This is a genomic window from Bacillus cereus group sp. MYBK101-2, assembly GCF_051918845.1.
Classification (GTDB): Bacteria; Bacillota; Bacilli; order Bacillales; family Bacillaceae_G; genus Bacillus_A; species Bacillus_A paranthracis.
Window position 1 is genome coordinate 349,509 of sequence record NZ_JBQAIE010000002.1, and the last position, 14,876, is coordinate 364,384.

The following is a 14,876-nucleotide window of genomic DNA, read 5'->3' on the forward strand; positions in this document are numbered from 1 at the left end:
CCCACCCTAGAATTCATTGTAAATAAATGTACTTGTGTTTGTATCATGGAATCCATACAACCAAAGTAATGCAAATAAAATTGCAAGGTAATAAACCGTCTTTGCAACCCATTGTGTGAGTGGTCGAGACCATATCTCTTTTAATCTTTCCATGTCTTTCCCTCTCTTAATGAAATAATAGCTCTTTGTAGGTATCATGTCCTACATTATTGTGAAAAAAACAAAATCCCACATTTTAGGTAAAAATAAGTCAAAAGGCTCTTTTTTGATATTAGCACTAAATACTAAAAAAGAAAATCCCTAACTTAGCAATTATATTACATTCAGCATGAATTTGTAATGGGTTTGACATGTAAATAGAAAGGAGATTGTGTGAATACATAAAAGTGGACTATAAGAATACGTAAAAATACAGTATTTGTTTTTATTAATCATTCAAGATGGAGTAAACTTTTAAATTTCTAGTTATTTTGAAAAGGAGGAAATTATCATGAATAGAGTGTGGAAGAATCTAATTTCGGAAGAAAATATCGTGAAATGGAGAAGGCACTTCCATAAGTATCCGGAATTATCATTTCATGAAAAAGAAACTTCGCAATTTATATATGATACATTATGCTCATTTTCTTCTTTTGAAGTAACGAGACCGACGAAGTATAGTGTACTAGCAATTAAAAGAGGTGTGAAGCAAGGGAAAGTAATTGCGATTCGAGCTGATATAGATGCTTTGCCAATTCAAGAGGAGACAAGTAAACCTTATACGTCTGTGAATAAAGGTGTAATGCATGCATGTGGGCATGATGCTCACGCGGCTATTTTGTTGGGTACAGCAGAAGTGCTAGCAAATATAAAGGGAAATTTTTCAGGTGAGATTCGTTTATTCTTTCAGCATGCAGAAGAGGTGTATCCTGGCGGGGGACAAGAAATGGTTGAAGCAGGCGTAATGGATGGTGTTGATTATGTAATAGGTTTACATGTTATGTCAGGACTTGAGAGCGGGAAGATAGGCATTGCGTATGGGCCGATGATGGCTGCACCAGACGTATTTACAGTTGAGATTCAAGGCAAAGGAGGACACGCGGCGCGACCAGAAGAAACGATAGATCCTATTGCTATCGGAGCACAGATTATTACAAATCTACAACATATCGTATCAAGAAATACAAGTGCTTTTATGCAAAGGGTTGTTTCAGTTACACAATTTCATGGGGGAACGGCTGACAATATTATTCCTAGTACAGCAACTTTAATGGGAACTGTTCGTTCATTTAATCAAGCATTGAGGGTGGAAGCAGAAGGGAAAATCGAGAAAATTGTGAAAGGAATTACAGAAGCACATGGAGGATCGTATACATATACGTATCGATATGGATATGATCCCGTTATTAATGATGAATATATTACGAAAATAGTAGAAGAAAGTGCACTACATTTGTTTGGGAATGAGCGTGTTGTGAAGCTTGAACCTTCTATGGGTGGAGAAGATTTTTCAGCATATTTAAGAAAAGCACCTGGTTGTTTCATTAAATTAGGAACAGGTAATGAAAATATATATACTTGTTATCCACATCATCATCCGAAATTTGACTTGGATGAATCAGCATTAATTTGTGGAGTGGAGCTATTTTTAGAGACGACTATAAGATTACTAAAATCATAGAAAAACAAAAAAAGGCAACTGCACTCTATTGCAGTTGCTTTTATTTCTTTCCGTCAGAGAGGGCTGAGAAAGAACTATGCTCATTTATAGTATATGAATAGCTAACGGACAAGCTTGTACATTTTAATCATTTTTAAAAAAAAGTTGTTGACAGTGATAATCAATATCAATTAATCTAAAAATAGTTGAAATTGATAATTATTATCAATAGGATGGATGCGACATGTTAATGAGAAAAAATTTTCACCTTCTGCGGAGGGGATTAAAAGATAAAAATAAAGATGTTGATCAGCATATGGAATGGCAAAGAAATGTAATTCGGTCTGAATATGTAGATGAGAAGAAGAGCATTCAAACAGAAAAAGAGATACAAAGTAAAGGGAGAGGTTCAGTTGAGTAAGTTAGTAATGATTTTTGCAAGTATGAGTGGAAATACAGAGGAAATGGCTGACCATATTGCCGGCGTAATTCGTGAAACAGAAAATGAAATTGAAGTTATTGATATTATGGATTCACCAGAAGCTTCTATATTAGAACAGTATGATGGAATTATTTTAGGTGCATACACTTGGGGAGATGGTGATCTTCCTGATGATTTCTTAGATTTTTATGATGCAATGGATTCTATTGATTTAACTGGGAAAAAAGCAGCAGTATTCGGATCGTGTGATTCGGCTTATCCGAAATACGGAGTGGCAGTTGACATTTTAATAGAAAAGCTACAAGAGCGCGGGGCAGCAGTTGTGTTAGAAGGACTAAAAGTAGAATTAACGCCAGAAGATGAAGATGTAGAAAAATGTTTACAGTTTGGAGCTGAATTTGTAAAACACTTTTCTTAATGGCAGAAGGGAGAGGAAGAGGAAGAGCAAGTGCATGAGAAAATCGCAATCAAAACGATGACAGATTATCATTTGTATGATTTTATGCGTTGCCCGCATAAATTTTATTTCCGTCATATAAAAAGAAGAGAACCTTCTTCGTTTGAATGGCAACAAATCGCACAAATGATTGTGAATCGAATTATTAACGAATATTACACACTACCTGCGGGCCAACAAACGAAAATCGTACTTTTAATATTAATAGAAAAGTATTGGAAAAAAGTAAGGATTAATATGTTTGCTTCAAAGACGGAGTATTATATTGTGTTAGCGAAGCTAACGGATCACTTATTACAGTTTGTTGAAAGAGATGATAGTCAGACACCGCCGTTATTTTTATATGAAAAATTTCAAACATATATGGAAGAGTTAGGTGTCCACATGTCATTGACATTAGAAGTTGGTGAGTGGAGTACTGGGGCGTTTGTAATTAAAAAGTATGTTGTCGATGCGGATGAGGAAATGCTTGCTCTTTGTCAAAAGTTAATAACAGTATTCAGTTATAAAGCTTTCGGCATTCTTCCAGGGAAAATTGAAGTTATTAATTTAATAGAAGGAACTAAGTATGAGTACATTCCGAAACAAGAAGATATAACAACTGGAATGGCTGATTTATCTAGAATGAAAGAAATGTTGCAGCAACCTGAGCACTACACAGAGCGTCATTTTCGTTCTGAGTGTATAAGTTGTGCATTTCGTAGCGAATGCCAAGGGGAAGAAATAAAGGAAGAAGCGAAGCAGAAGAAAAATATCGTACATTAAAGGATGCAATGTTGCATCCTTTTTTTGTATTGACATGAAAAGCTTTTCATCATTTACCGTATATTTGTAGCAGATTTTAATAAAGGGAGGAATAATCAATGAAAGATGAAACGAAAGTATTTCAATGGTTAAAAGAACAAAATGCTCCTTTTGGGATTCAACTGCAAATTTTACAAGCATTTCAACTATATAAAGTCATTATTGAAATGGATAAAAAGTTAATGATGTATGAGGAGAGGGAATATAGGGAGAGAATGTAATCTCATCCCTGCAGTATTACTTTCAGTTGTTCTATACTTGCTAGAAATTCAAGTTCATTCTTTGTTTCAAAGTTATAAATTATATTATGTAGTAAAGGACTGTATTGATAAAAATTTGTGATACGGTGAATGAGTAATGGATCATGGTGTGAAGTAAGTGTACAGTATTGTTCATATACTGATGTAGTAAATTCATGTCCGAAATCATCATATAGCCCAGCAAAGTCAAAGGCAGGATCTCCAATTTGAGCATCACCAAAATCAATGATTCCTGAAATGGTTTTATTTTGGTTATCAAATAAAATGTGATGATGTGTAAAGTCAGCGTGAATGATTGCATTTGGAAATACCGATGTAGCTATACAGGCAAAAAAATTCTCGAATAAACGGTTTAAGGTTGATTTCTGGAACGAAGTTAGACTGTTAGTAACATACTCATTTAATTTAGTTTGTAGCTCTTTCCAGTAGGTAAGTGTTTTTTCGGTAGGGAACCCTAACGCTGTAACACTTTTTAGAGGAATGCTATGTAGAGCCGCAAGGAAAGTAGCTAATTGTGTAATAATTATTTTTCGTTCTTTTTCATCTAAGTTCGCAACTATTTCTGTTTTTAATGGTTCACCATGAATGAGAGTATAGTAACTACAAAGAGGAACCTCATCAGATTCATTTTTATAAATTAGGTGATATTGTGGAACTTCGATTTCTTGTAGTGATTGAGTGAGAATTGTGCACAGTTCTTTTTCTAACGGAATTCGCATTGCATATTCCTGTTTTCGCGGGAAACGAAACAGTAGTTCATCATTTACAATAACCGCTACATTATCCCATCCTTCTTCATTTTGTTTATATGAGTGTATAGAAAGATTAGGCAAAGCTTCTTTTATATATTGTTTGTAAGAGTCCATACTTGTTCCTCGTTTCTAATTTAAGTTATTCCACTTTATGATATCAGAATTTTCTTTCTATATGTTAAAATATAACTATCATTATGAAGAAGGGCGGGAGAATTACGAAGAAAAGAATGGTAATCATTTCTCTATGTATCGTTTTTGGACTGTTTTGGTCATATAAAGAAGAAGTTTTTGCTAGCTATAAACCGATTGATCAGTACGGATTAAATAAGGAATTAAAGAACAAAAGTATAGAAACTTTAACTCATAATGAAATGAAAAAGGTAGGAGAACATTTTGTGACCGAACAACTATCAGTTTTTGAGTTTACTAATAAAGAAGATGTGAAACGAAAAGGTGAAGAACTATTTTTAAATAGAGGGTATGAACAATTAATGAAAAATTATTATCCAAATCGTTTTCAGGATTTAGAGTATAAATTTACAAACGAGGAGATACGTGAAGTGAAGGATGAAAGTTTTCTCTATAAAACTGTAGCGTACGTGACGGGTATTGAAAATGGTAAGAGAAGCGAAATGAAATTGAATTATGAAATGAAAATTGTAAAGGTTAATCATGCATTAAAGGTGTTAGAACAAAAACAGTATGTACAATAAAGAGAAACATAAATCAGTACCATAAATAGCGGGATAAAAAAATCCCCCAGTTCTTTGAGGGATTTTAAAGGTTTTCATTTTGTTGCCCAATTTCTTTTTGAGCAATATATAAATTTCCTTGCTCGACTTGTTTCTGAGTAAGAACCGAATCACCTGCATACCCTTTTTCTGTTTTCACAATTCTTTTTGAACGATTGGAATTTTGTTTCTTCATATAATAAACCACCTTTCATCAAAAATAAACGAAAATGATAAGCACGAGTAATACAGCAGCAAAAATGGTAATACCCATTAAAAACGAAGTGTTTTTATATTTAGGTTGTTTATGTACATCTTGCCGATAACCAGGTGAAATTTCAGGGGCGAATTCTTCGTCGAATGATTGCTTTTTTTCTTTTTCGTCCATATGTATCCACCTTTCTTTTTCATTATGTTATACGTTACAAGAAAAAATATGCATAAAGAAAACAACCGCTATATTATGAGCGGCTGTTTTGCGTTGTATATTTTCTCTGAACTTGAAAGAGACGGATAAGGAGGAAGGTTGCTCCAAATGCTAGACCGATAATAAGACCGATCCAATATCCTTTTGCTGCCCAATCAGTATAGGTTGCTAATATGTAACCGAGAGGGAGACCAATTACCCAATAGGCGATCAATGTCATAATTAAGGCGACATTTACATCTTTATAACCACGTAGTGCCCCTTGTACAGGAGTTGCAATTGCATCTGAAATTTGAAATAAAATCGCAAATATAAGGAATTCTTTTGCTAAATGATGAACTTGTATATCTGTCGTATAAATCGAAGCAATTTCATCATCAAAGAAGTAAAGAAGAATGGAATATAATAGGGCGAATGCAAGTGCTAAGCCAATCCCGATAAATCCATATTGTTTTGCGTTATTATATCGTTTCGCTCCAACTTCAAATCCAACAGAGATGGTCATGGCCATTGCTAAACTTAAAGGAGTCATATATAGCAAGGAAGCGAAGTTCATAGCCGCTTGATGAGCTGCGATTGTTGTCGTACTAAAATTACTCATCATAAGTGTTACCGCAGCGAAAATACTCGTTTCAAAAAAGATAGCAAATCCGATAGGGACGCCAAGTTTTAAGAATTCTTTCCAACTCGAAAGAGAAGGGCGATATAATTGTTTAAAGATATGGAAAGATGCAAAAGGCTCTTTCGTACGAATAATCATAACGGTAATAATTAAAATGCACCAATAGGTTGCTGCAGAAGCAATTGCTGCTCCGACACCACCGAGTTTTGGAAAACCGAAGTTACCGAAAATTAATACATAATTTAATACTACATTAATTGGTAATGATAGTAATGTAATGATCATCGTTGTACGAGTTTTTCCTAATGCATCAATAAATCCGCGTAAAACTGTGTAAGTAAATAAAGGGATAATTCCAATTGCGATAATACTTAAAAATTGTGCTGCAATACGTTCTACAGGTCCTTCTAATTGCATGCCATTTAAAATAGGTGTAACAGTAAAGAAACCGATAAGGATAACAACGAGGCTAGCGAAAATGGCTAAATATACTGCCTGTATGACAACGTGAGGAACATCCTCTTTTTTCTTAGATCCAACGAGTTGTGCAACAATTGGAGTCGTAGCCATCAAAATTCCTGTTAATCCCGTACTAACTGGAATCCATATACTTGTTCCGATAGCAACACCTGCTAAATCAATAGGGCTTGCATGTCCTGACATTGTCGTATCGAAAAAACTCATTGCAAATAATGACATTTGCGTAACGAAAATCGGGAAAAATAGTAATACAAATTGCTTTAATTTTTGTGATAATGAATTAGTTTCTTTCATAAAATCCCCTTTCCGCTAAAAAACAAACTCTAACTATCATACAATTTAATCAAAAAATAGAAAAGAAATACGCGCATGCAATATGTACAATCAATAAAAAAAGGATGCACTTTAAAAGGGGATAAGGTATTATGATAAGGTGTGAAAAATTACATATTTGTTATTAAGGAGGCACTACTCGTGGCTGATTGGTTAATTGGAATAATCATGGGTGCTGTTGAAGGTTTAACAGAGTTTTTACCAGTTTCATCAACAGGGCATATGATTTTAACAGGTCATTTACTTGGATTTGACGATGAGAGAGCGAAAGTTTTCGAAGTTGTTATTCAATTGGGATCGATTTTAGCAGTTGTAGTTATATTTTGGAAGCGTCTATGGTCTTTAGTAGGTATAGGAAAAGTAACAGATGGACCGTCGTTAAATTTATTACATATTATTATCGGGATGATTCCTGCCGGCGTACTTGGCGTATTATTCCATAGTGCGATTAAAGAAGTTTTATTTGGGCCAGGCCCAGTTGTCATTAGCTTAGTGGCTGGTGGTATTTTAATGATTGTTGCTGAGAAGTTTTCGAAACCAAGTACAGCAAGAACATTAGATGAAATCACATATAAGCAAGCATTTACAATTGGAATGTTCCAATGTTTAGCACTTTGGCCAGGATTTTCTCGTTCTGGTTCTACAATAAGTGGTGGTTTATTAGCTCGCGTATCACATACAGCGGCAGCTGAATATACATTCATTTTAGCAGTACCAATGATGGTAGCTGCAAGTGGTTTAGATTTAATTAAAAGCTGGGATATATTAAGTGCGGCTGATCTACCGTTATTTGCAACAGGATTTATTACAGCATTCGTTGTTGCGATGCTTGCAATTGTTTCATTCTTAAAATTACTATCTCGTGTAAAACTAACACCGTTTGCTTACTACCGTTTCATTTTAGCTGCGGTATTCTATTTCTTCATTATGTAATAAAAAAACTGCCGAGTTCGGCAGTTTTTTTTATTTTACTACTTTTTCCATCATGCTTTCCATTACATGTTCCCAAAGAGAAGTGTCATCAGCTAATGTAGCACGGAAATTAGCGTACATTTCTTTTTGTTTCTCTTCGAATGTTGGATCTTCTTTTTCAGGCAATGTAGCGCGCATTGAAGTTACTAACTCTTGTACTTTTGGAGCACGTGGTCCCCAAACGGCTTGTTCGTTTCCATCTTTATCAATGAAAATAAAGATTGGAATCGCACGTGCTGTTCCGTTTGTTAAATATTGATCCATTAATTCTAAGTTTTCATCGCGAATTAATAATGACATATCAATATTTGCAACTTCAGAAATTCGTTTCATAACAGGTACGCATAAAAGAGCATCGCCACACCAATCAGCTGTTAATACGATAACACGCCAGCCGTCATTTTGACGTTCTTCTAATACAGGAAGTAATTCATTTGGAATTAAAAAATTATTGTAAATGTGAAGTAACTCGTATTGATTTACTTTCATTTCATTTACATATGTATCAAAGGACATACCTTTATCAGCCCATTGTTGTAAGTTCATAAGTAACACCTCTTTAGTATGATTTGCTTTCATTGTACCAATTTTTATATAGAAAAGCTTGTATTCTTACTCTTTCTTGTCACTTAATAATTTATTTAATAGGAAAAGGAATAGTACGACACATAATTCAGCTATGTTGGACAGTTGTACGCTCTCTATCCAATCGTCAGCGGTATGAATGACGAACCAATCTAGTGTAATTTCAATGATTGCGAAAAGAGTAATAGAAAGCCAATTTGGCATGTTTTGTGTCATTGGATATAGCAGTGCCTTGAAGAAACTGAAGATGAAAAATATAATACCGTCTAAGAAAGTAATTAATAAAAAAAATAGAAGTAAGGCAGTGCGCGACCTATACTCTACACCAGTAATATGAAAGATTCCTACATATACAAAAAATATAAATGCAAAAATTACAATGAGGAACAGAATAACAAAACCAATGATCAAAGTTTTATCTTTTAGATTGAAATTCGAAAATTTGTCTTCTTCACCCACTATCCCAACTCCTTTTTTTGGAAATTTAACTTCATTTTATCATGAAATATCTATTAAAAAACTACGAATTATGGGAAAATAAGGTGACAAAAAGTAAGATTTCATGTAAAATTATTAATAAGGTTTTTATTTAATCAAATGAAATAAAAGGGGCTGTCAAAGTTGTCTCAAAATCGAGAGCAATTAATGGAAGAACTATCGACAAATGTTTTTGCTATGTTCCGCACGTTGCGTAATGATATTGGAAAAATATTTGGTGGTTACATACCGTGGAATGAGTTCATCGTCCTTAGAATATTGAATCGTACGAATAAAGAAATGGTATCACGTGTGGCGAATGAGTTAAATGTGTCGAATAGTCATATTACAGCTGTTACAGAAAAATTAATTAATAAAGGTTTTGTAACTCGTTCACGTTCTACGTCAGATCGCCGAGTTGTATATTTGGAGATTACTGAACAAGGAAAAGATTTAGTTGCAAAAATGGAAGGTGCAAAAAAACAATATTTGCAAGAAAGATTTTCTACGCTCTCAGAAGAAGAAATGAATATAATGATATCTATTTCTAAAAAACTTATTTAAGTCATTATAAGTGAGAAAACGCTTACACTCCGGAAAAGAAGACTTTCCTTATATGAGGAAGGTCTTTTTTCGCATGTAAAAGATTATAAAAAAGAAAATATGTAACATACTACTAATAAAGGAAGGGGGCAGAAATATGACAAATCGAAATGGTAGTAAAGGGAGCGGAAATCAAGGCTCACCGAAATCAGGGCAATTTCAACAAGAGTTTAGTGCAGAATTTGAAACTGGTAACGATAATAAAGGAAAAGAATATCGTTCGAAAAAGGGAAGTAAATCAAAAAAGGAGTGAATCATTTCACTCCTTTTTTGATTTAAGATGCGGCAGATTGATCTGTATTATATTTTTCTTCTGATTTTGCGACAATCATTGCGCAAATTGCATCACCAGAAATATTTACAGCTGTTCTTGACATATCTAGAATGCGGTCAATACCGATAATTAAGGCAATACCTTCTACCGGTAGATTTACTTGATTTAAAACCATCGTCAGCATTACAAGGCCAACACCTGGTACACCAGCAGTGCCGATACTAGCTAGTACAGCAGTTAATACGACTACAGCTAGTTGGGAAATAGTAAGTTCAACGCCGTATACTTGAGCGATAAATACAGTTGCTACACCTTGCATAATGGCAGTACCATCCATATTAATTGTTGCACCTAGTGGTTGTACAAAAGAGCTGATTGCTTTTGGAACACCAAGCTTCTCTTGTGCGGTTTTCATTGCAAATGGAAGAGATGCATTAGAGCTAGATGTACTAAATCCAATCGCCATTACTGGTCCGAAATGTTTAAAGAAACGGACAATGCTTTCTTTTGCTAATACTTTTAATAAGCCACCATATACGAAGACACCATGAATAATAAGTACTAGCATAACGACAATCATATACTTGAACATCGCAGCGACGCCTGCAAGACCCATTTTACCGACGGATGAAGCAAGCAACCCAAATGTTCCGATTGGAGCTAATTTCATAACGAGATTAACGAGATACATCATTAATTCGTTGCCCTGTTCAAGTAATGAATGAATACTTTGGACACGTTTTCCTAAAATAGCTATACCAAGTCCAATTAATACGGCAAAGGCAATAATTTGTAACATGTTTCCATCAGCCATCGCTTTTGCTGGGTTATCTGGTACGATATTTAGCAATGTATCAACGAAAGATGTTTCGGTTTTTGCACCTTCATATTTAAGCCCTTCGGTTTTAAAATTACCGCCAGATCCTGGTTGTATAATCAGTGCAAATGTAACTGCAATAGAGATGGCAACGGCTGTAGTTACAAGAAAAAATGAAATTGATTTTAAACCAATTCTTCCAAGTTGCTTCGGGTCCCCAAGACCAGCAGCTCCAAGTACGATAGAAATGAATACAACAGGGACAACTAGCATTTTAATGAGGCGAATAAACAATTGACCAAGTGGATTGAACACATATTGATTTAATGGTTCAAAAATGGATGGTGCAGCTAAATTTAAAGTGAGTCCGACAACTAAACCGAGAAATAATGCAATTAAGATTGCTTTTGTTTGTTTCAATAAAACCCCCTCCTTATTTTTGTGAAATTACTTTCTACATTAATTGTACCGAAAAACTACCTATTTTGACAATATTTTCTGAATATTTAGTACAAAAAGTATCTATTTAAATATAGATTGCTTTTACGAAAGTAAGCAGAAAAAGCTAAATAAACTATTTAGAAAACAAAATAGACCATCACATATGATGGCCTAGGGAAGGGGACAATTTATGTCAATTTAATTAGGGATGGAAGTTGTTCAAGACACTGGGGAATGTCTTATAAATTAGGGAGGAACAACTTCGATACATATACTATAAAATGTGGATGTGACGCCCATGTGAACATAGAGTGAAAGAGAGAGGGAGTTTTAAATAGAAGATAGAAAGACAAAAAATAAGACCATCACGCAGGATGGCCAAAGGAAGGGGACAATTTATGTCAATTTAATTAGGGATGGAAGTTGTTCAAGACACTGGGGAATGTCTTATAAATTAGGGAGGAACAACTTTGATACATATACTATAAAATGTGGATGTGACGCCCATGTGAACATAGAGTGAAAGAGAGAGGGAGTTTTAAATAGAAGATAGAAAGACAAAAATAAGGCCATCACACAGGATGGCCAAAGGAAGGGACAATTTATGTCAATTTAATTAGGGATGGAAGTTGTTCAAGACACTGGGGAATGTCTTATAGATTAGGGAGGAACAACTTCGATACATATACTATAAAAGATAGATGTGACCCCCATGTGAACATAGAGTGAAAGAGAGAGGGAGTTTTAAATAGAAGATAGAAAGACAAAAAAATAAGACCATCACACAGGATGGCCAAAGGAAGGGGACAATTTATGTCAATTTAATTAGGGATGGAAAGCTGTTCAAGACACTGGGGAATGTCTTATAAATTAGGGAGGAACAGCTCCGATACATATACTATAAAAGATAGATGTGACCCCTATGTGAACATAGAGTGAAAGATATGAGGATTTAAGCAATGATACATATAAAATGATTGTTGTGAGAGTTATAGAGTAAGGATACTTATAATAGAAAGAGTCTTTTCATAAATGAAGTGAAGTTCGAGTATAAATAAAAGTTGAAAACTATGAAAAAAAGGATTATGCTCAACTATATTATAAGAATATAAGGTTTATCCTGCTATTTAAGGTTTTTTATAAGCCTTTAGTTATGAGGGGGAAAAGGGAGCTAGTGAATATGGAAGTAACAAAAAGACAAAGGCTGTATAATCGTTTTATACGATTAAATCCACCACAAATATTAGCATTAGGTTTTTTCTGCTTAATTGTGGTTGGCGGTTTGTTATTAAAGTTACCATTCGCAACGAAAGTACATATTAGTTGGGTAGATGCTTTCTTTACGGCAACGTCAGCAGCAACTGTAACGGGGTTGGGAGTAGTAGATACTGCAAGTACGTTTACGATGTTTGGCGAAATTGTAATTATGTTTTTAATTCAAACGGGCGGTTTAGGTCTTATGACAATTGCCATTTTAATTGTTTGGGTATTAGGTAAAAAAATCGGATTACGTCATCGCTTATTAATTGGAGAGGCATTTAATCAGACGAATATAGGTGGTCTTGTAAAATTAGTAAAACGTGTCTTTATATTTTCAATTTGTATTGAGTTGATTGGGGTTATCTTTTTATCGTTTCGCTTTATTCCAGAGTTTGGCTTTGGAAAAGGTATACACTATAGTATTTTTCACGTGATCGCATCTTATAATAATGCCGGATTTGCTCTATGGCCGGATAATTTAACGAGGTATGTAGGCGATCCGATTATTAATATTGGGATTTGCTCTTTAATCGTAATAGGTGGTCTCGGATTTACCGTACTAATTGATATATGGTATAGCCGGAGTTTTCGAAAGCTATCGCTTCATTCCAAAATCATGATTATTGGAACGGTAGCGCTAAATGTGATAGCGATGATTGTGATTTTTGTATTGGAATATAATAATGTGAAGACGTTAGGGAATTTACCGTTAAATGAAAAGTTATGGGCTTCTTTTTTCCAAGGGATTACTCCTCGTACGGCTGGATTTAATACAGTTGACTACGGTGGAATGGAAGAGTCATCTATATTATTTACGATGGTTTTAATGTTTATTGGTGCAGGAAGTGTATCAACAGGTGGAGGGATTAAATTAACAACGTTTGTTATTTTAGTTACATCTGTTCTTTCTTTCTTTAGAAAGAAAGAGGAAATCGTATTATTTCAGCGCACAATTAAAATGTCGACAGTAACGAGAGCATTAGCAATTGCTGTGGCCAGTCAAATTCTCATTTTTGCAGCAGTATTTATATTAATGCTTACAGAAGACTTCAGTTTTATTCAGTTACTATTTGAAACAATTTCAGCGTTTGGAACGGTAGGATTAACGATGGGAATTACTGCAAAGTTATCAGCGTTTGGAAAATGTATGATTATGTTTGTTATGTTTTGTGGATTAATCGGACCGTTAACACTTGTATTTTCTTTAGCGCGACCAGCAAAACAAAAAATTAAATATCCGTCAGAAGATGTATTTACAGGATAAGGTATCCCGCATAAGCGAGATACCTTTTTCTTTTTAAAAGAGGGAGAACAATAAGCCGATAAGCGCTACTCGGAATAAAATTGCAATGAGTGCTGCAATTCCGCCGACAATCGCAGCGATACCACCAGTTACAGTAGCTCCGCGGTTATAAGCGTAAATACCTAGTAGTACAGAAACAAGACCAAATAATGTTGGGAAGGTGAAAAGTGATAAGATAGATAAGGCAAGAGCGATAAAGCCAGCCGTTGATCCAGCAGCGGACGATCTTACATCATCTTTATGTTCCTTCTCATCGTAATCATAATCAATGCGCTGTGGTGCAACCTCAGCTGCATATTCTTCTTTATAGTCACTATAATCACTATCTATTCTATCTCTTTTTTTATACTCATCAAATTTCTCAGTCAAAGTCATGACTCCTTTCATAACAGGGTTCAATAGTAGTATGTATCTCTTTTCCCTTTTTATCCGAGTATGTACAGGGAGTAATATCCATTTAAAAGGTGAAGATTGTTTTTTTGAAATAGGAAAAGTTAGTATGACTTCCTCTATTTTGGAAAGTATAAAAAAGAATAATGAGGAAAGGGTGCAATACATAATGGAACATCCAATTGAAAATTTAATGAAAACAGCAATGACAAATTTAAAAGAGATGGTAGATGTAAATACAATTGTTGGCAGCCCGGTTTCAACAGCTGACGGAAATGTAGTATTAACAGTATCTCAAGTGGCCTTTGGTTTTGGAGCTGGCGGAAGTGATTTTAAAGGTGATTTTATTTCCGAAAAACATAAGAACGGACAAGGGCAACATAAAGAGCACAAACAAAGTCATCCATTTGGAGGCGGGAGCGGGGCTGGGGTTTCTATTAGCCCAGTTGCTTTTTTAGTAGTTGGTTCTAACGGTGTGCAAGTATTGCACCTCAATAGTAGTACACATTTAATTGAGAAGGCTTTAAATACTGTACCAAGCACTGTAGATAAATTTGTAAATAATCGTCAAAAGTGAACTTGCATTTTTTAGGAATTATGATATATTAGAACAAGTGTGCTTTATGATGATCGGAATAAATGAACTGTAAATATATATGATGTGTGGAATAAGGGAGAGGAATTTATGATTAATATCAAAAACTTAGTAGTTGGCTTATGTATGTTAGTAAGCGGCTTTGTTGTATATGTAATAAAAGAAAAAGCTCCATTCTAAAACAGACAAACCGTTACTGTCTGTTTTAA

At 34.6% G+C, this 14,876-nt stretch carries 21 protein-coding genes; 12 read left to right on the forward strand and 9 right to left on the reverse strand.

Annotated elements, in window-relative coordinates; genetic code table 11:
- Positions 1–6: 6 nt before the first annotated feature.
- Positions 7–153, reverse strand: coding sequence for a teichoic acid D-Ala incorporation-associated protein DltX (locus ACTFSI_RS07095; RefSeq protein ID WP_000440293.1), 147 nt, complete (start codon positions 151–153; stop codon positions 7–9).
- A gap of 337 nt (positions 154–490) precedes the next feature.
- On the opposite strand from ACTFSI_RS07095, the gene ACTFSI_RS07100 reads away from it, so the two are divergent.
- From ACTFSI_RS07100 to ACTFSI_RS07120, 5 genes are all read left to right on the forward strand, one after another.
- A complete protein-coding gene (locus ACTFSI_RS07100) occupies positions 491–1,660 on the forward strand; it encodes an amidohydrolase (RefSeq protein WP_001082778.1) in 1,170 nt (389 codons plus the stop codon).
- A 223-nt stretch (positions 1,661–1,883) separates the two neighbouring features.
- Positions 1,884–2,060, forward strand: a complete 177-nt coding sequence (locus ACTFSI_RS07105; protein ID WP_000929023.1) for a hypothetical protein — start codon at positions 1,884–1,886, stop codon at positions 2,058–2,060.
- A complete protein-coding gene (locus ACTFSI_RS07110; RefSeq protein WP_138322273.1) occupies positions 2,053–2,499 on the forward strand; it encodes a flavodoxin in 447 nt (148 codons plus the stop codon). The genes ACTFSI_RS07105 and ACTFSI_RS07110 overlap by 8 nt, the downstream gene beginning before the upstream one ends.
- A 30-nt stretch (positions 2,500–2,529) precedes the next feature.
- Positions 2,530–3,303 (forward strand): hypothetical protein, encoded by a 774-nt coding sequence (locus tag ACTFSI_RS07115; protein ID WP_138322272.1) that lies wholly within the window; start codon positions 2,530–2,532, stop codon positions 3,301–3,303.
- A 98-nt stretch (positions 3,304–3,401) separates the two neighbouring features.
- Positions 3,402–3,563 carry a hypothetical protein gene (locus ACTFSI_RS07120; RefSeq protein ID WP_000651087.1) on the forward strand — a complete coding sequence of 54 codons (162 nt, stop codon included), beginning with the start codon at positions 3,402–3,404 and terminating at the stop codon, positions 3,561–3,563.
- Between the two features lie 2 nt (positions 3,564–3,565).
- Here ACTFSI_RS07120 and ACTFSI_RS07125 read toward each other — a convergent pair whose 3' ends face one another.
- A complete protein-coding gene (locus tag ACTFSI_RS07125; RefSeq protein WP_138322271.1) occupies positions 3,566–4,468 on the reverse strand; it encodes an aminoglycoside phosphotransferase family protein in 903 nt (300 codons plus the stop codon).
- A gap of 83 nt (positions 4,469–4,551) precedes the next feature.
- Here ACTFSI_RS07125 and ACTFSI_RS07130 point away from each other — a divergent pair, with 83 nt between their 5' ends.
- A complete protein-coding gene (locus ACTFSI_RS07130) occupies positions 4,552–5,070 on the forward strand; it encodes a biotin transporter BioY (RefSeq protein WP_138322270.1) in 519 nt (172 codons plus the stop codon).
- A gap of 64 nt (positions 5,071–5,134) precedes the next feature.
- Here the strand turns inward: ACTFSI_RS07130 and ACTFSI_RS07135 are convergent, their stop codons facing one another.
- From ACTFSI_RS07135 to ACTFSI_RS07145, 3 genes are all read right to left on the reverse strand, one after another.
- Positions 5,135–5,284, reverse strand: a complete 150-nt coding sequence (locus tag ACTFSI_RS07135; protein WP_000744619.1) for a hypothetical protein — start codon at positions 5,282–5,284, stop codon at positions 5,135–5,137.
- A gap of 18 nt (positions 5,285–5,302) precedes the next feature.
- A complete protein-coding gene (locus tag ACTFSI_RS07140; protein ID WP_000343560.1) occupies positions 5,303–5,476 on the reverse strand; it encodes a hypothetical protein in 174 nt (57 codons plus the stop codon).
- Between the two features lie 73 nt (positions 5,477–5,549).
- Positions 5,550–6,911 (reverse strand): MATE family efflux transporter, encoded by a 1,362-nt coding sequence (locus ACTFSI_RS07145; RefSeq protein WP_000665401.1) that lies wholly within the window; start codon positions 6,909–6,911, stop codon positions 5,550–5,552.
- 180 nt (positions 6,912–7,091) lie between these two features.
- Between ACTFSI_RS07145 and uppP the strand changes: the two genes are divergently transcribed.
- On the forward strand, positions 7,092–7,883 hold the full coding sequence (uppP, locus tag ACTFSI_RS07150; protein WP_000796249.1) for a bacitracin resistance undecaprenyl-diphosphatase: 792 nt from the start codon (positions 7,092–7,094) through the stop codon (positions 7,881–7,883).
- A 30-nt stretch (positions 7,884–7,913) separates the two neighbouring features.
- Here the strand turns inward: uppP and ACTFSI_RS07155 are convergent, their stop codons facing one another.
- Both ACTFSI_RS07155 and ACTFSI_RS07160 read right to left on the reverse strand, forming a co-directional pair.
- Positions 7,914–8,501 (reverse strand): thioredoxin family protein, encoded by a 588-nt coding sequence (locus tag ACTFSI_RS07155; protein ID WP_003266558.1) that lies wholly within the window; start codon positions 8,499–8,501, stop codon positions 7,914–7,916.
- A 33-nt stretch (positions 8,502–8,534) separates the two neighbouring features.
- Positions 8,535–8,966 (reverse strand): YrvL family regulatory protein, encoded by a 432-nt coding sequence (locus ACTFSI_RS07160; RefSeq protein WP_000503435.1) that lies wholly within the window; start codon positions 8,964–8,966, stop codon positions 8,535–8,537.
- Between the two features lie 162 nt (positions 8,967–9,128).
- On the opposite strand from ACTFSI_RS07160, the gene ACTFSI_RS07165 reads away from it, so the two are divergent.
- Complete coding sequence (locus ACTFSI_RS07165) at positions 9,129–9,548, forward strand: MarR family winged helix-turn-helix transcriptional regulator (protein WP_000081439.1); 420 nt, start codon at positions 9,129–9,131, stop codon at positions 9,546–9,548.
- 136 nt (positions 9,549–9,684) lie between these two features.
- Positions 9,685–9,840, forward strand: a complete 156-nt coding sequence (locus tag ACTFSI_RS07170) for a hypothetical protein (protein WP_000184931.1) — start codon at positions 9,685–9,687, stop codon at positions 9,838–9,840.
- Positions 9,841–9,862: 22 nt separating this feature from the next.
- On the opposite strand, the gene ACTFSI_RS07175 is transcribed toward ACTFSI_RS07170, so the two are convergent.
- Positions 9,863–11,098, reverse strand: a complete 1,236-nt coding sequence (locus ACTFSI_RS07175; RefSeq protein WP_000814819.1) for a dicarboxylate/amino acid:cation symporter — start codon at positions 11,096–11,098, stop codon at positions 9,863–9,865.
- Between the two features lie 1,201 nt (positions 11,099–12,299).
- On the opposite strand from ACTFSI_RS07175, the gene ACTFSI_RS07180 reads away from it, so the two are divergent.
- Positions 12,300–13,643 (forward strand): TrkH family potassium uptake protein, encoded by a 1,344-nt coding sequence (locus ACTFSI_RS07180; RefSeq protein WP_000454132.1) that lies wholly within the window; start codon positions 12,300–12,302, stop codon positions 13,641–13,643.
- A gap of 33 nt (positions 13,644–13,676) precedes the next feature.
- On the opposite strand, the gene ACTFSI_RS07185 is transcribed toward ACTFSI_RS07180, so the two are convergent.
- On the reverse strand, positions 13,677–14,069 hold the full coding sequence (locus ACTFSI_RS07185) for an imidazole glycerol phosphate synthase (protein WP_001997037.1): 393 nt from the start codon (positions 14,067–14,069) through the stop codon (positions 13,677–13,679).
- 112 nt (positions 14,070–14,181) lie between these two features.
- Here ACTFSI_RS07185 and ytfJ point away from each other — a divergent pair, with 112 nt between their 5' ends.
- Both ytfJ and ACTFSI_RS07195 read left to right on the forward strand, forming a co-directional pair.
- Positions 14,182–14,649: a GerW family sporulation protein gene (gene ytfJ, locus ACTFSI_RS07190; protein WP_002071000.1), complete on the forward strand. Its 468-nt coding sequence runs from the start codon at positions 14,182–14,184 to the stop codon at positions 14,647–14,649.
- 108 nt (positions 14,650–14,757) lie between these two features.
- On the forward strand, positions 14,758–14,847 hold the full coding sequence (locus ACTFSI_RS07195) for a hypothetical protein (protein WP_000608225.1): 90 nt from the start codon (positions 14,758–14,760) through the stop codon (positions 14,845–14,847).
- Positions 14,848–14,876: the final 29 nt, after the last annotated feature.

Coding starts and splice junctions, on each gene's coding strand:
- ACTFSI_RS07095 (WP_000440293.1), bottom strand. CDS start 153: ATGGAAAGATTAAAAGAGATATGGTCTCGACCACTCACACAATGGGTT.
- ACTFSI_RS07100 (WP_001082778.1), top strand. CDS start 491: ATGAATAGAGTGTGGAAGAATCTAATTTCGGAAGAAAATATCGTGAAA.
- ACTFSI_RS07105 (WP_000929023.1), top strand. CDS start 1,884: ATGTTAATGAGAAAAAATTTTCACCTTCTGCGGAGGGGATTAAAAGAT.
- ACTFSI_RS07120 (WP_000651087.1), top strand. CDS start 3,402: ATGAAAGATGAAACGAAAGTATTTCAATGGTTAAAAGAACAAAATGCT.
- ACTFSI_RS07125 (WP_138322271.1), bottom strand. CDS start 4,468: ATGGACTCTTACAAACAATATATAAAAGAAGCTTTGCCTAATCTTTCT.
- ACTFSI_RS07130 (WP_138322270.1), top strand. CDS start 4,552: ATGAAGAAGGGCGGGAGAATTACGAAGAAAAGAATGGTAATCATTTCT.
- ACTFSI_RS07135 (WP_000744619.1), bottom strand. CDS start 5,284: ATGAAGAAACAAAATTCCAATCGTTCAAAAAGAATTGTGAAAACAGAA.
- ACTFSI_RS07140 (WP_000343560.1), bottom strand. CDS start 5,476: ATGGACGAAAAAGAAAAAAAGCAATCATTCGACGAAGAATTCGCCCCT.
- ACTFSI_RS07145 (WP_000665401.1), bottom strand. CDS start 6,911: ATGAAAGAAACTAATTCATTATCACAAAAATTAAAGCAATTTGTATTA.
- ACTFSI_RS07155 (WP_003266558.1), bottom strand. CDS start 8,501: ATGAAAGCAAATCATACTAAAGAGGTGTTACTTATGAACTTACAACAA.
- ACTFSI_RS07170 (WP_000184931.1), top strand. CDS start 9,685: ATGACAAATCGAAATGGTAGTAAAGGGAGCGGAAATCAAGGCTCACCG.
- ACTFSI_RS07180 (WP_000454132.1), top strand. CDS start 12,300: ATGGAAGTAACAAAAAGACAAAGGCTGTATAATCGTTTTATACGATTA.
- ACTFSI_RS07185 (WP_001997037.1), bottom strand. CDS start 14,069: ATGAAAGGAGTCATGACTTTGACTGAGAAATTTGATGAGTATAAAAAA.
- ytfJ (WP_002071000.1), top strand. CDS start 14,182: ATGACTTCCTCTATTTTGGAAAGTATAAAAAAGAATAATGAGGAAAGG.
- ACTFSI_RS07195 (WP_000608225.1), top strand. CDS start 14,758: ATGATTAATATCAAAAACTTAGTAGTTGGCTTATGTATGTTAGTAAGC.